The following is a 14787-nucleotide window of genomic DNA, read 5'->3' as shown; positions in this document are numbered from 1 at the left end:
GCACGTCACCGGATCAGAAGTTCAGCGTCGCGATGCCGGCCGCCGATCCGTCGAGGCTGTAGACATAATAGGTCATGCCGTCGTGCGAGACCGCGCCGTCGAACTCGAGCATCGAAACGGACGCGCCCTTCAGGCCGCCGATTGCGACATCGCCCAGATCGACCCCCGCGCTGCTGCCCAGGTCGAGCATGCCCTTGGCCCCGAGCTTGACGTGGCCGGTGCCATCGTCCTGCAGCGCGACCGTGGTGACCAGCACGTCCTTCTTCCCGAAATTCGACAGCGTGTCGTGGCCGAGATCGAGCCCGAGCGCGGTGTCGAAGAAGAACTGGCTGGCCTTCTTGTCGGTCGAGTCGCCCGACATCTTGTCGTTGCCGAGCTTGCTTTCCGACGCCCCCTTGGGACGGACGCTCGCATCCGCGTAGATATACCGCCCGGCGGAATCGGCGCCCATCAGGCGGAGACCCGAAACGCCCTCGATGACCGCGTAATCGTTGCTCTTCGGCGAATCGAGCGACAGGCGGTTGGCTGCGAAGGTGATGATGCCGTCGCCATTGCCGTCAAAAAGCTTGGCCGTCGTTGCCAGCACGTCCTCGTGGCTGAAGTTCTTGATCGTGTCGGTGCCGGTATTCTTCGCGATGTCGAAGAAGAACATGTCGTTGCCCGACGTGCCCGAGAGCGTCTGCGAGGCCGAACTGCTGCCGTCCTGGACCGATGGCTTGGCGACAAGCGGCGTGACCGGGGGGACGACGACGACGACGGGGGGAAGGACTGGGGGGGCAATGGTGGGAACGACGGGTGCCGCCGCGACCGCGATCGAGACGACGCCATTGTCGAAGGCCTTCCCGTCGCTTGCCGCGTAGGTGAAGCTGTCGCTGCCGACATAGCCCTTGTCCGCGACATAGGTGAAACTGCCATCGGCGTTGAACAGCAGCGAGCCATGCGTCGGTCCCTTGACGAGGCTGGCGGTGAGCGCGTCACCGTCGCCGTCGCGGTCGTTCGTCAGGACGTTGCCGCTCTCGCTCTTGCCCGCGACGATCGCGACCAAGTCGTCGACCGCAACGGGCGCTGCGTTGACGGGTTCGGGGCGCGCGACGGCGCTCGCCTTGATCTCGGCGACCGTCGCGTTCAGATCGTTCGTGATCCCCATGTAGAAGGTGAACGTCGTCGATTGGCCCGCCGCGAGCGTGCCGAGACCGAAGTTGATGTTGATCGCGTTGTCGCCCTTGAGCGAAAAGCCCTCGGCGGGTGCGGTATCAAAGGTCGCCGCGGCGTTGGGATTCTCGTTGACGTACCCCTTGAAGGTGGAGACCATCGCGCGATCATCGGCGGTGTAGTAAAACAGCGGCGTCTTGCCGCTCGATGCATACGCCGCGATCAGTGCGCCATCCGCGCCGTCGCCACCCTGCTCGATCACCGTGTTGACGGTATCGAAGGTCGCGCCGTGATCGGGGTCGATCGAGCGCATGTAGTGCAGATCGGCGACGGCCTTGCCGGTCGTGTTGGTCAGCGTGACGTCGACCTTGATATATTTGGCACCATCGGCGAGCGACATCGTCTGCGCGACCTTGACGCCCTCGGTCGTCGCGCCCGTCCAGCCGGCCTTGCCGATCCCATCGCTCGACAGGTCGGAGGAAACGCCGCCGGCGACCTGGCTCTTGCCGTTCCGCTCGCTGTTGACGCTGGTGTAATGCTTCGCGCCGATGTCGTAGCCGATCGAAAAGCTCTCGACCGGCGTTCCTGCGAGCATCGCGTCGCGCGTCGCTGCCGCGCCCTTGCCGAAGCCATCCGTGTCGCCCACGAGCCCCAGGCGGATATAGCCGTTAACCGCATCGGTGACGAACCCGACGGGTGCGGTCGCGCGCGTCCCGAGCGTGCCGCTGCCGTTGATACCCAGACTCAGATACTGACCCTGCAGAAAAATCTCATTTCCGATGGTTGCGTCGAGTGTCATGCGCTGTTCCCCCGTTCCAGACGGCGCGCGGGTTTATCCGCACGGCGTTTTGGTTCCCTGAATGTCACGGCAACTGCGGGTCACTCGCTGCTTTCTCACACCGAATCACCCAAAACCGTTCAATAGGAATGGCACGGAGCAATTGACGGCTTCTCAACATAGACGTCTAATTTCCGTTAACCTTGGGAACCAAAACGCGGACCGAACGTTTCGCCGTTCACTTGCCATCCCTCATTGAATACAGGCGGTTCAAGAGCTTACGCGGTCGGATAAGGCCGTTGAGCAGCGCGCGAATTTAACTGACGTTGGACGTCCCTTGAGGGGGCTGGCCACTTTGCCAGCTCGCAGGGTTAGGGAATAAGCCCGACATACGCCTGTGCGTCGTCATTGTCCGGCCGCTCCGCGTTCGGTGCCGTCAGGGCAGCGTGCATCCCGTCCCGAGGTGAATGTCGGGCGTTACCTTGGCATCGAGACGGATCATCTTCGTGCCTGCCGGCACATGAAGTTCGCACCGGTCGATCGTCAGCTGCCCCTGACCATGCACGACGATAATCGGCTTGCGCTCGGTCGAGCGGACGACGAGCGTGCCGATGTGCCAGTCGGCCCCGGGATTGATCTGGAGATGCGCCTTGGCGGGATCGGTGCTTGTGATCCGCGTACCGGTGCCGGTACCCCAGAACCGGTAATTGATCCCGTTCCGCGCCGCCGACACGTTCTCCAGCCTGGTGTCGGTCGACTTCAGGTCGAAGCCACCATCGCTGTTGTCGTTGGCGGTGCTGTTACGGAATATGATCCGCGCGGCGCCGCGCTCGCTCGAGAACCCATCGCCGTTGGTATAGCGCTTTTCGCGATGGATCATCTGAAACCCGCTTGCGGTGACGGAGTCGATCAGGATGTCGTGGGCGTTGCCCTGGAGCTCGATACCCGCGGGGAGTTCGGGCGCAGGCGTCGGCGCGGCCAGTCGCAGGGTCGTGTTCCGGATGACGATGTCGTGCGCATCGCCCTTGAAGCGAAAACCGCCGCGCAGCACGGTTGCATCGATATTCTCGAACCGGCTGCCGCTCGCGATCCCGAGCGGGTCATCGAGCAGGCGATAGGCGTTGCCATAGCGCTTGTTCTGGACGACCGATTTGGCACGCGGCGCGATCCGCTCCGTGGCACCCCGCCGCGCGTCGAAACGATCGGAAGCGGGCAGGCCGGCGGTACCGGCGCCCCCGGCGGCGCCCGACTCCAGCCGTTTCGCCGGCGCTCCGGACGCGAGCGCCAGGGATATGATCAACATGCCAAGCCGGTACGCCATACGCCGTCCTTTCGATCGACCGCAGCGTTTGCGGTCGTCGCCGGCCATCTAGCAGGGGCTTAGCGTCGCTGCGAGGGGGCCTCGCCTTCGGGTGGTGTCGGCCGGCCGGTCGGGTCGACGGGCAGCGTGGTCGCCAGCGGACCGCTTGGCGGGGGCGCGACCGCAGCGATGACCGTCGTGTCGGTGGCGGGCGGGAGGATCGGCGCGGCGCGGTTGCGGCTGCTCGGCACCTGGATACTGTCGAAAGCGCGGACGATGGCCGTGAACGGGCTCAACTGGCTCCGCTTCTGTTTTTCGAGATTGGCCGCGGAATCATAGATCGCGACCGCCTGGTCGATCGCTGCCGCCTGCAACCTGCCGAGATAGGCGAGCACGTTCGCCTGTCCGGCATATTGCGAATATTGCGCGTTCGCGAGGATGAGCTGCGCGTTGAGCAACCGCTGTTCCGAATCGAGAACCTCGAAGTTCGACCGGAAGCCTTCGGCGAATCCGCGGCGGACGCCGTCGAGCGCGACCTGCGCGGCTTCAACCGCCGCCTGGCCGTTCGTCACCTGATCCTGCGACGTGATGGACTGGTTCCACGCGTTGAGCAGCGCGCTGTCGACGCTACGCCGCGTGTCCTCGATCAGGAACGACAGCGATTGCTGGTTCGCGATCGCGGCGCGGATCTGCGACCCGACGACACCCTGATTGATCAGCGGCACGGTCACCGTCACGACGCCCGACAGCGCGCGACCCATATCACGCACATTGTAGCTCGCGGGCGCATTATAGCCGTAGCGCCCCTCGGTCGCGATCGTCGGATTACGCTCCGCGCGCGCTGCCGCGACACGCGAGCGTCCCGCGCGCTCGTTGAGGATCGCCTGCCAGAGGGTCGGGCTTTCCTTCTCGGCGATCTGATACGCCGTGTCGATCGACGTCGGCAGCCCCGGCAGTGCGGGCTCCGGCTCGAGCACGCCCGGGTTGCGGCCGACGACCGCTGCGAATCGCGCGCGGCTCTGTTCGAGCGACGCGCGCGCCTGCGCCAGCGACGTGCGGATGATCAGGAGCTGCGCCTGCGCCTGCGCAATATCGACCCGCGTCAGATCGCCGCCACGCTCGCGCGCCTGCGCCTGCTGGACCTGGCGTTCGTACGACCCGACCGATCGCTCCTGGATCGCGACGATCCGCGAGTCGCGCCGCACCGAGACATAGGAGTCGACGACTTCGAACAGGATGAAGTTCTCGACCTCGCGCAAGCGTTCGCGCCCCGACAGCACATCGGCTTCGGACGCCGACAGCTGTGCCGCGGTGCGGCCGCCCGTGCTCAGGATCTGCGAGACGGACACCGCCGCGCCCATCATCTTCTGATCGAACTTCTGGAAGTCGTTGAAGAAGCCCGCGCGTTGCACCTGTTCCTGATAGGAAAGGCTCGCGACGACGCCGACGTTCAACCGGTACGGGGAGGCCGCCTGGATGACCTGCTCGTCGAGGACACGCAGCTGGGCACGCTGCGCCTCGAGGCGGGGATTGTTGCGATAGGCATCGGCGATCGCATTACCCAGCGTATCTGCCGACGCCGGTTGCACGGCGATGCCCGCAAGTAAGCACGCGCACATCAACCAACGAGCCCGCCGCATATAGATTATCCCCCTGATGTCGCACGTTAACGACAATCTTGCGTAACACAGTGGTCGGGCCCTTTCCAGACGAGTTCAATACGCAGCGGATAGTGATCGGACCCCGTCCTGGGCAGGCGTCGAACGGCGCGAACGCCCCAGTCGGGACCTGCGAAAAGATGGTCGATCGGCAGCACGGGAACCGGCACGGCATGGCCGGAAAAGTCGGCGGGAAACGAGAACAGGCCGCGCGTCACGCGACGCATCGGCGCTACGGCGGCGTCGAAATCCCGCATCGCGGCCGACCATGGAACCAGGTTGAAATCGCCCGCAACGACGAGCGACCGGGTCCCCACGCGGGCTGCCGCCTCGGCAAGCGCACGGCGTGCCTCGCTCTGTCCCTCGAGAGTCAGCCGGCGGGACAGGTGGACGCTGGCCAGCACGAATCCCCCGCTGACGCCCGGCAGCTTGACGCGCGTCTGGACGAGGCCCGGCCCGAACGGCTTGCCGGTCTCGTCGCGGAATCGATAGCGGACGCGCGTGAGCGGGATTCGCGAGAAGATCGCGAGCGAACAGGGTTTGCGACACTCGCTCGCATAGGGAAAGCTGCGACGCAGCTGTCCCAGATAGGGACGAACCGTGCCTTCGGTCTCCTGAAGGATGAGGATGTCCGCGTCGCTCGCGGCCAGCGTGGCGATGGTGCCCGCAGGGTCCGCGTTGCGCACGGCGATATTGTGCGTGATGATCACGAGGCCCCGGCCGGGCGTCGCGACCGTCCGGGCGTCGCGCCACTCATAGGCAAAGGTCGCCGTCGCTATCCCGAGCGCGATCACCGCGATCGCGGGGACGATGACGGAGCGCCGCCAGGCGAAGCCGATCGCGAGGACTGCGAGCACGGGCGCGACCGGCAGCGCCGCTGCGGCGATGTCTGCGGCAGCGATCCAGTCACCCGCCCATGGCGCAAGCGACAGGAGCAGGGCTGCAGTGGCCGCAACCGCTGCGATCGCCGTCGCAACGCCGCGCAGGATCATCACCGCCGGGTCGCGAGCGCGTCGTCGATCACTGCCCAGTAGCGCTCGACCGCGTGCGCGACGCTGAAGTCGCGCACGCGCGCGCGACCCGCCGCGGCCAATGCCGTACGCCGGGCGGGGTCCGCCATCATCCGGAACGCCTCGGTCATCGCCGCGAGATCGTCGACGGGGACGAGCAGCCCCCCTCGACCCTGACCAGGAACGACGTTGCCCGGCGCAATCGATACGTCGAGCACCTCGGAAGGCCCGGAACGACAATCCGTCGCCACGACGGGGACCCCCGCCGCGAGCGCCTCGACGAGCGCGTTGGGAAATCCCTCCGCATTCGAGCTGAGCACCAGAAACTGCGCCTTGCCGACGATCGCATACGGATTCTCGGCAAATCCCGGCAGCACCAGCCGCGCGCCAAGGCCGAGCGAGTCGCCCAGCGCGCGCAGCGCCGCGTGATCCGGTCCCTGACCCAGGATTACCAGATTTCCCGCGAGTCCGGAGGCGGCGAAGGCCCGGATCGCCAGCGGAAAGTTCTTGTTCGTCACCAGCCGTCCCATCGCGACGACGAACGGTACGGCGCTATGGCCGTTGGCGGGCTCGGCTGCCAGCGCTTCGATCCGGTCGGTGTCGATCGGATTGGCGATCGCCACGACCCGGTCGGCGCGGACGCCGAAATCCTCGACCAGCGTATCGCCGACGCCTTGCGACACGGCGATGATCCGCGTCGCGCGCGGATAGGCGAGGCGGACCATCGCCTTGCTCGCGGTGGCGGCACGCCCCTCGCCGAGATGCGCGGTGGTATTGACCCGCTCGCTCAAGATGAAGGGACGGCGACGCAGCGTCATCGCCGCGGCGGTCGCGACATTTGCCCGGGTAAGAAACGACAGCGCGACGTCCGGCTTTTCGCGGCGCACGACACCCGTCAGCCCTGCGATGCTCGCGGCAAAACCATGTTTGCAGTCGAGCCGGTGGACGCGGATCCAGTCGGGCAGCGCATAGGCCTCCTCGTCGCGGTCGAGCAGCGCGATCGCGCAATCATAGTCGCGCGCACGCGCTTCCGATCCTCCGAGCAACGTCGCCATCACGCGCTCGGCGCCGCCGCCCGCAAGCGAATTGATCGCGAATAAAACCTTGCGTCGCATCGCGTTCCTCCTTGGCCCGATGTTCGCCTAGCCATGCCATGCCGTCGTGGCAATCGACCCATTACGGTCATTCCGGTCGTGGATCGTCGCGGTATCTCTATGGCGCTTGGTCGCGCGGTCAGTATAGACAAACGCTGATATTCAAGGAGGGCTGGATGACTGCGATCAGTGCGGCACGCAAGTTTGCGGGTTTCGGAGCGGCGGTGGCGACGCTGCTGGCGGTGGCCGGTTGCGCGACGCAGCCCAAGACGCCGTTGACCGCCGAACAGATCAACGCCCGCGTCGACGTCTATCGACTGGGCCTCGGCGACAAGGTGCGCGTCAACGTCTTCGGCGAGCCCGCGTTGAGTGGCGAGTTCCAGGTGTCGGGCAATGGCGCGATCACCATGCCGCTGATCGGCGACGTCAAGGCCGTGGGCCTGACCGCGCGCGAGATGGAGGCGGCGCTGGTCGCACGCTACGCCGCCGGCTATCTCAAGGACCCCAAGATCGCGGTCGAAGTCTACGATTTCCGGCCCTATTTCGTGCTGGGTGAAGTGGCCAAGCCCGGCCGCTATCCGGCCGGCGAAGACGCGACGATCCTCGGCGCAATCGCGACGGCCGGCGGGTTCACCTACCGCGCGAACAAGAACAAGGTGTTCGTCCGTCGTGCGGGCGATACCGCCGAGCACGAAGTCGACATCAACGCCAATCTGAAGGTCCTCCCGGGCGACGTGCTCCGCGTGGGCGAGCGGTACTTCTGAGTCCTGCGACGTTCCGGGCGGTCAAACATTAACTGAGGCAATGCGCGTGCGACACAGGACACAGGGGCGGCGGTCGGCACTCTTCGTTGCGGGGCTTGCGGTCGGCGCGATACCGGGGGTGGTAACCGCGCAGGATCACGTCGCTGACGGAACGCCGGCGATCCTGTCGGAGACGGCACCGCAGGCGACACCGCTTACGCTGCCGGGAGGCGATCGCTCCGACGCCCCGGCGATCGGGACGGGCTCGCTCGCGCTGCCCCGCGGCGATGTGATCGGCTTTCGCAACGACTCCGTGTTGCCATCCGCCAAGCGCGCGGTGAATGGCGTCACGGTCGCCGCGCGGTCGCGGCCGGAATTCGATCCGTCGGGAATCCAGCTCGGCAGCTTCACGCTCTTCCCCGCGCTGACCGCGCGGGGCGGCTATGACAGCAACGTCTATGTGCAGCAGGACGGCGTATCGGACGCTTATGGCATCCTGCGTGCGGACGTCGCGCTGAAGTCGAACTGGGGGCGGAACGCGCTGAGCTTCGACGGCTATGTCAACGAACGCGCGTATAGCAAATTCGTCACCGAGAGCGGGATCACGTATCGTGGCCGTGTACGGTCGCGGTATGACATCGCCGAGGATTCCGCGATTTCGGCCGACGTCCAGCATGAGCGCGCGTTTGTCCGCCGCGGCGGCACGGGCGATCTCATCCTGACGCGTCAACCCGTTCGCTATATGCTGACGAGCGGCCAGCTTTCCGGCACCAAGGAATTCGGCCATTTGACGACGCAGCTGACGGGTTTTGCCGGCCGCTACAATTACGAGGACGCCGAACGTCCGACCGGCGAGCCCGTCGATCAGCAATATCGCGACTACAGCCTGTATCGCGGATCCGCCGAATTCGGCTATCGCACGGGTGCCGGCCCGATATTCTTTCTTTCGACGACAGGCGAAGTGCGCCGCTTCCGTCTGCAACGCGGCCCGATCCTGCGTGATGCGGATGGTATCGAGGTTCTTGGCGGGGTCAGCAGCGAAATCACCCCGCTGCTCCGCGGACGTCTCGGCCTCGGGTACATCTATGCGGATTTCAAGGATCCCAATATCGAATCGCGCGGCGCGCTCGGGTTCCAGGCGGATCTCGACTATCTCGTGACCGAGCTGACGACCGTGAAGTTCAGCGCGCAACGCTATTTCCAGAACGTCGCGGCGGCAGTCTCGCCGGCCGCGCTGGCCACCGAATTCGACATCGGCGTCGACCATGAACTGCTGCGCAACGTGATCCTGTCCACCTCGCTGTCATACCGCCAATCCAGATACGTCATCCTCGATACGACGTCGAAGGGCTATGGCTTAGAGGGCGGCGTCCGCTGGCTGGTGAGCAAGCATCTCCGCGCGGACGCGTCGGCGAGCTATCGCAACCGCAAGGGCAACGGGGAGATCCTCGGCATTCCTGCCACCCGGACGTTCAACCAGCTGCAGGCGACGTTCGGTTTCACCATCACGCCGTAAGTCCCAAGTCCGCGCACGCTCCGCCGCGGAGAAGCGCCGCCCTCACGCCAAAGAATACGGGCCGGGAAATGTGATTTCTCGGCCCGTATTCGTTTTCGATCCTGGCTGAGCCCGTCAGCCTGCTTCGGCGTAATATCCCTTGAAGCGATGATAATAGGACATCTCGTCGCCGAACCCTGCGCGTGACTGCTGTTTGAGGTTAACCTGCGAAAGCGCGACGCCGTAGATCTTGGCGCCTTCGCGCGCGAGCATATCGACCGCGAGTTCGCTCGCATTCGCCGGTGTCTTGCGCCACCGCGTCACGAACAGCACGCCGTCGGCCATCGCCGCGATCGCGCGTGCCTCGGCGAGCGGCAGGACCGGCGGCGTATCGAGCAGCACCAGGTCGAACCGCTCGGAGAGCGACTGGATGAGCGAGAACATCGCCTGCGACGCGACCAGCTCGTAGTTCATCGACTTGGTGTTGCTCTGCGGCAGGATATACGCACCCGACGCCGTGTCGTGGAGCAGCGCCTTGTCGAGCTGCGCGGTGCCGTCGAGCACCTCGATCAGGCCGACCGCCGTGTCATTGGTGACCGAGCGGCTGAAGGTGCGACGCCGGACGTCGCAATCGATGACGACGACCTTCGCGCCCGCCAGCGCGGCGGAGCGGGCGAGGCAGATCGATATCGTCGTCTTGCCTTCGCCGGGCAGTGCCGACGAGACCGCGAGCGACCGAACGACCTGATCGGGGCGGCCGATCTTCAACGCGGACCGGATGCTGCGGAACGATTCGCTGAACAACGACCCCTGGTTCTCGACGAGGAAATTCGCTGGCGCCATCGGATCGCGCTTCGAGATCCGCGCGCCCGGGATCGTTGCGAGGTCGGGAACGGTCCCGATCACCGGCACATGAAGCCGCGCCTCGACCTGGCGTCGGTTCTGGAAGCCGCTTTCGAGCAGCTCGAGCAGCAATACGACGCCGACCGCGGCGAGCAGCGACGCGAGAATGCCGCCCGCGCCGAACACCGCGGCGTTGGGGAAGACCGGTCCGCCGGGAACCATCGCACGCGAGATCACCGACGCATTGCTCTTGTCGGTGCCTTCACCGGCGACCGACTGGCGATACCGGTCGAGAAACGCCTGATAGAGGCCGCGCGCCGAGTCGGCGTTGCGCTGTAGCTCGTTCAGCTGGACCGAGGCGCGGTTGCCCGCCTGCAGCCCGCCCTGTGCGCGGTCGAGCGAGGAGCGGATCGCCGATGTCCGGCCGGCCGAGACGCGCGCGTCGGCCACGAGACCGGCGAGCGTCCGGCGGGTTTCGTCGCGGATGCTGTTGTTGACGTCGGCATATTGCCGGTCGAGCTTGGCAAGATCGGGATGCAGCGGGCCGTACCGCCCCGCCAGGTCCGCGCGCTGTGCGCTCAGCTGCGCCTGCTGCTGGCGCAGGCTGCGGATCACCGGCGAGCCGAAGTCCGCCGCCGCATTGCCGCCACCGCCGCGCGCTGCGCGCAACCGTGCTTCGGCCGCTGCCTGGTCGGCCTGCGCGGTCGCCAATTGTGTGTTCAGGAACGACAGTTCCTGCTGCACCGCCGTGCTGTCCTTCTGCACGTCGATCAGGTTGGTGTTCGCGCGGTACTGCGCCTCTGCCGTTTCGGCCCGGATGACCTCGTCGCGCAGTCGCGACAGGCGTTCGCGCAGCAGCTTGTTGTCGTTCGTCCGCGAGTCGACCTTGGTGTCGCGCTGGCTTGCGATATATTCGTCGACCAGCGCGTTCACCACGGCGGCGGCGTGCTTGGGGTCCGTCCAGGTGAAGCTGGTGTCGATCGCATAGGAGAGGCCGGTACGCTTGACCGCCAGCCCGCTCTGGACCTTGGAGATCGCCCGCGATCGTGCCGCGGCCGGCGAGAGGACGGGGCCGTCGATCGCCTGACCAAAGCCGGGTTCGCGCTGCAGATTGAGCGTGTCGACCACGCGTGCGGCGAGCGAGGGCGATGTCAGCACCTCGACCGCGGTGTCGACGGTGGGTGAATCGGTCGGCAGCTCCTGGTTGGGAGACTGGCCCGCGATGATCTGATCCGCGCGCCGGTCGAGCGCGATGCTCGCCGTGCCCATGTAGCGCCGCGGCACCATCGTATAGGCGACGGCGGTCAGCACGAGGATGATCACGACCGTTGCGACGATCCACCAGCGGCGACGTCGGGCGATCCCGAAGATCCGGTGCAGATCGATCAGCCGGGCGTCGGACTCGCCCTCGTGCAGCTCGTCCGACAGCGTATTCGTCTTTGCGGCCATGCGCGTGTCACCATTCATCACAAGAGCATTCCCGGAAGCCTACCGTGAACCCGACAATCACCGTTCATGCAACGACCGGGAGAAGGCTTCGGTAAGCGGATCGAAAAAATATTGCAGTGCGGTACGCTTACGCAACTTGACCAGCACCTGAACGGGTACGCCGGCACGAACGCCGGTATCCTCGCCGCGGATCTTCTTGAGCAGATCCAGCTGCGACTTCGGTACCACGACTTCGGCGCTATAGTAAGTATGGCCGCTCTGCTCGTCGCGAAGGCTGTCCGCCGAGACGTTGCGAACCGTCCCGAGCAGGATCGGCAGGTCGCGTTCGTGGATCGACAGGAACTTCACTTCGGCTTCGCGTCCCTCATAGACGCCGTCGATATCGTTCGGCTGGAAGTTGGCCTTGACGATCAGTGGGGCTGCATCCGGAACGATGTCGAGAATGGGCTGTGCGGGCTGGACGACGCCCCCGACCGAAAAGACCCGGAGGCCGACGACCCTGCCCGCCATCGGTGCACGGATGACGGTGCGTTCCAACTGTTCTCTCGCGGCGATCCATTTCGGCATCACTTCGTTCAACTGGAACTGCGTATCGCGCAGGATGCTGGCACTGTCGTCGATCGACTTGCGCTCGGTCTGGATGATCTGCTGGCGCGTCTCGCCGATCTGCTCGCGCGATGCGGCCGCACGTGCAGCATAATCCGCGTTGGCGCCGTTGATTTCGGCCACCGCGCGTTCGAGCGCGCTGACCGAATTGCGCGAGACATAGCCTTCGTCGGCGAGCTTGCGGGTCCGGTCGAGCTGTGCCTGCAACGAGGCACGCTGGGCGGCGCTGGCACCGGCCTGCGCGTTATACCCGCCCGACTGCTTGGAAACCTGCGCTTCCTGCTGTTGCAGGACGTTGCGGCTCGACGCCAACAGGCTCTGCCGCGATGCGCGCTGGGCGATCTGGAGCTGCATCGCCTTGACGACCAGCGCCCGGTCATCGCCGGTCGCCGCCGCGAACGAGGCAGGCCACTGGATCGGGCCTCCGCGGATATCCGCCTCGAGGCGCGCCTTCTGCGCCTGAAGGTCGATGACGCTGTTCGCCAGCGCGCGTTCGGTCGCCGCCACTTCGGCGCCCGACAGGCGGATCAGGATCTGGCCCGCCTTGACGTGCTGCCCCTCACGGACGTCGAGCTGCTGGACGTTGCCGCCGTCGCGATGCTGCACGGTCTGGCGGTTGCCCGCGACCGAGACCTGGCCCTCGCCATAGGCGGCGGCGTCGAGCCGCGCAAAACTCGCCCAGCCGATCAGGATGATGAAGAACAGGACCGCGACGAGACCGCCGATCCAGAGCGCGTCGCGCGGTGAATCCTCGAGTTCGGGTGTCGCCGGAACGGGTCTGGTGGTTTGCACCAGCTCCTGCGACTTGGCCGTGACGGGGCCTACGAGTTCGCCTTCGCTCATCAATTCGCTCCTTCGAGCCGGCGGTCGCCGTCGTCGTTATGGCCCGCGTCGGTACCCGCAGCCGCGCCATCGGGCTGCTCGCCGACCGGCGTCGATTGCGGACGCAGCGCGTCCTCGCGGTTCGCGAAAAGCTGAACTTCGCCGTCGCGCAGCAGCAGGATCTTGTCGACCGCCTGCAACAGCCCGGTGCGATGCGTCGACACGATCACCGTCGCGCCGCGTTTGCGCAATTCGCCGAGCGTGTGCATCAGCCGCGATTCGCCGTTCATGTCGAGATGCGCGTTCGGCTCGTCGAGGAACAGCAGCGACGGGCTGTCGAACAGCGCGCGCGCGAGCGCCACGACCTGCCGCTGGCCGGCGGACAGGCCACCGCCCTCGCGGATCACCAGACGCGTGTCATAGCCTTCGGCGAAGTGCAGGATGAGCTCGTGCGCGCCGGCCAGCTGCGCGGCATGGACGACCTTGAGGTCCAGCGCCTCACCACCGCCCTCAACCGCCGCCTGGAAGCGGGAGATGTTGGCGTGGACCGTTGCCGGGAACAGCGTCGGGGTCTGCGGCATATAGCCGACATGCCGGCCCAGGTCCTCGCGGTTCCAGTCGTCGAGCCGCGCATCATCGATGCGGACCTCGCCCTCGTCGGGTTCGAGACCGCCTGAGAGAACGCGCAGCAACGTCGACTTGCCGGCGCCGCTCGGGCCGATGAGCGCGACGATCTGGCCCGGCTCGACGACGAAGTTGATGTTCTTGAGCAGCACGCGGTCGCTGCCGGGCGCGCGCACGGTAAGGTTCGAGACCTCGACCTTGCCGCGCGGGGCGGGCAGCGCGGTGCGCGCGATCGTGATGTCGGGCAGCTTGCAGAATTCGTCGAGCCCGCGATAGGCGTTGCGCGCGCCCAGCACGTTCTTGAGTGCATTGAGGATCTGCTCGACCGGCTGAAGCGCGCGACCCAGGATCAGCGACGCGGCGAAGATCGACCCTGCCGAGATGCTCTGGTTGATCGCGAGCCACGCACCGAGCGCCAGCGCGAGCGACTGGAACAGCAGGCGCAGGAACTTGGTGATCGCAAGGAACGTCCCCGAGCTCTCGGCGACTTCGCCCTGTCGGCGGACAAGATCGGCGCGCTCATGCAGATGACGGCGCACCAGCGCTTCGCGCATGCCGAGCGACCGTGCGACCTCCGAGGCCTGGATCGAATAATCCTGCGACCGATAGGACGCGTTGGAGCGCAGCGTGGTCTCGCTGACGCCCTTGCGGGTGGCAAAGTCGCTGGCAATGGCGACCGCGGTGAGCAGCAGAGTCGCGACGAGCGCCAGCGCGCCGATCCACGGATGCAGCAGGAAGCAGATCAGGATGTAGATCGGTGCCCATGGCGCGTCGAAGATCGCGATGATCGCCGGACCGGTCAGCGTTCCGCGCAACGTATCGAAATCGCGCATCGCCGTGGCGCGCTGCAGCGCGGTCGCGCCGCCCGCACCCAGGATGCGGTGCAGGATGTTCGATGCCGCCATCCGCTCGAGCCGGACGCTCGCGCGCAGCAACAGGCGCATGCGCACCGAGTCCAGGATCGCGAAGACGCAAAGCGATACCGTCAGGATCAGCGTGAGGACGAACAGCGTCGCCCCGCCGCGCGTCGGCACGACCCGGTCATAGACCTGGAGCATGAAGATCGACGGGACGAGGTAGAGGATGTTGATGAGGCCGCTGAACAGCCCCGCGAACAGGAAGTGTCGTTTGCAGGCGCGCAACGCAGCACGCAGCGGATTCGAATCGTACAAGCCATCCGTCATGCGGAAATCCAATAGTAGAGCGGCCGAGG

General features: G+C 66.0%; 10 protein-coding genes. 2 read left to right on the top strand and 8 right to left on the bottom strand.

What is annotated here, in order from left to right; translation table 11 throughout:
* Positions 1 to 13: 13 nt before the first annotated feature.
* The 5 genes from ASE72_RS06510 to ASE72_RS06490 all read right to left on the bottom strand — a co-directional run bounded on the left by ASE72_RS06510 (position 14) and on the right by ASE72_RS06490 (position 7013).
* Positions 14 to 1951 carry an Ig-like domain-containing protein gene (locus tag ASE72_RS06510; protein WP_056018085.1) on the bottom strand — a complete coding sequence of 646 codons (1938 nt, stop codon included), beginning with the start codon at positions 1949 to 1951 and terminating at the stop codon, positions 14 to 16.
* A gap of 415 nt (positions 1952 to 2366) precedes the next feature.
* Entirely contained in the window at positions 2367 to 3233 is an 867-nt protein-coding gene (locus tag ASE72_RS06505) for a hypothetical protein (protein ID WP_156350153.1), read from the bottom strand.
* A 77-nt stretch (positions 3234 to 3310) separates the two neighbouring features.
* Positions 3311 to 4819, bottom strand: a complete 1509-nt coding sequence (locus ASE72_RS06500; protein WP_056018080.1) for a TolC family protein — start codon at positions 4817 to 4819, stop codon at positions 3311 to 3313.
* 77 nt (positions 4820 to 4896) lie between these two features.
* Entirely contained in the window at positions 4897 to 5880 is a 984-nt protein-coding gene (locus ASE72_RS06495) for an endonuclease/exonuclease/phosphatase family protein (protein ID WP_056018078.1), read from the bottom strand.
* Entirely contained in the window at positions 5880 to 7013 is a 1134-nt protein-coding gene (locus tag ASE72_RS06490; RefSeq protein ID WP_056018076.1) for a glycosyltransferase, read from the bottom strand. The genes ASE72_RS06495 and ASE72_RS06490 overlap by 1 nt, the downstream gene beginning before the upstream one ends.
* Before the next feature lie 155 nt (positions 7014 to 7168).
* Between ASE72_RS06490 and ASE72_RS06485 the strand changes: the two genes are divergently transcribed.
* Both ASE72_RS06485 and ASE72_RS06480 read left to right on the top strand, forming a co-directional pair.
* On the top strand, positions 7169 to 7756 hold the full coding sequence (locus tag ASE72_RS06485) for a polysaccharide biosynthesis/export family protein (RefSeq protein ID WP_056019112.1): 588 nt from the start codon (positions 7169 to 7171) through the stop codon (positions 7754 to 7756).
* A gap of 46 nt (positions 7757 to 7802) precedes the next feature.
* Complete coding sequence (locus tag ASE72_RS06480; protein ID WP_162235460.1) at positions 7803 to 9251, top strand: outer membrane beta-barrel protein; 1449 nt, start codon at positions 7803 to 7805, stop codon at positions 9249 to 9251.
* 114 nt (positions 9252 to 9365) lie between these two features.
* Here the strand turns inward: ASE72_RS06480 and ASE72_RS06475 are convergent, their stop codons facing one another.
* The 3 genes from ASE72_RS06475 to ASE72_RS06465 are packed head-to-tail and all read right to left on the bottom strand — an operon-like array spanning position 9366 to position 14758.
* Complete coding sequence (locus ASE72_RS06475; protein WP_162235459.1) at positions 9366 to 11522, bottom strand: GumC family protein; 2157 nt, start codon at positions 11520 to 11522, stop codon at positions 9366 to 9368.
* 57 nt (positions 11523 to 11579) lie between these two features.
* Positions 11580 to 12971 carry an HlyD family type I secretion periplasmic adaptor subunit gene (locus tag ASE72_RS06470; protein WP_056018069.1) on the bottom strand — a complete coding sequence of 464 codons (1392 nt, stop codon included), beginning with the start codon at positions 12969 to 12971 and terminating at the stop codon, positions 11580 to 11582.
* Entirely contained in the window at positions 12971 to 14758 is a 1788-nt protein-coding gene (locus tag ASE72_RS06465) for a type I secretion system permease/ATPase (protein ID WP_056018067.1), read from the bottom strand. Before ASE72_RS06465 ends, ASE72_RS06470 begins: the two co-directional genes overlap by 1 nt.
* Positions 14759 to 14787: the final 29 nt, after the last annotated feature.

The organism is Sphingomonas sp. Leaf20 (assembly GCF_001421535.1).
Taxonomy (GTDB): Bacteria; Pseudomonadota; Alphaproteobacteria; order Sphingomonadales; family Sphingomonadaceae; genus Sphingomonas.
Note: the sequence above shows the minus strand (reverse complement) of the source record. Positions and strands in the feature narration are given on the sequence as shown.

Bases quoted from the DNA above. Each gene is read 5' to 3' on its own strand.
- ASE72_RS06510 (WP_056018085.1), bottom strand. From the start codon at position 1,951: ATGACACTCGACGCAACCATCGGAAATGAGATTTTTCTGCAGGGTCAG.
- ASE72_RS06505 (WP_156350153.1), bottom strand. From the start codon at position 3,233: ATGTTGATCATATCCCTGGCGCTCGCGTCCGGAGCGCCGGCGAAACGG.
- ASE72_RS06495 (WP_056018078.1), bottom strand. From the start codon at position 5,880: ATGATCCTGCGCGGCGTTGCGACGGCGATCGCAGCGGTTGCGGCCACT.
- ASE72_RS06490 (WP_056018076.1), bottom strand. From the start codon at position 7,013: ATGCGACGCAAGGTTTTATTCGCGATCAATTCGCTTGCGGGCGGCGGC.
- ASE72_RS06485 (WP_056019112.1), top strand. From the start codon at position 7,169: ATGACTGCGATCAGTGCGGCACGCAAGTTTGCGGGTTTCGGAGCGGCG.
- ASE72_RS06475 (WP_162235459.1), bottom strand. From the start codon at position 11,522: ATGGCCGCAAAGACGAATACGCTGTCGGACGAGCTGCACGAGGGCGAG.
- ASE72_RS06470 (WP_056018069.1), bottom strand. From the start codon at position 12,971: ATGAGCGAAGGCGAACTCGTAGGCCCCGTCACGGCCAAGTCGCAGGAG.
- ASE72_RS06465 (WP_056018067.1), bottom strand. From the start codon at position 14,758: ATGACGGATGGCTTGTACGATTCGAATCCGCTGCGTGCTGCGTTGCGC.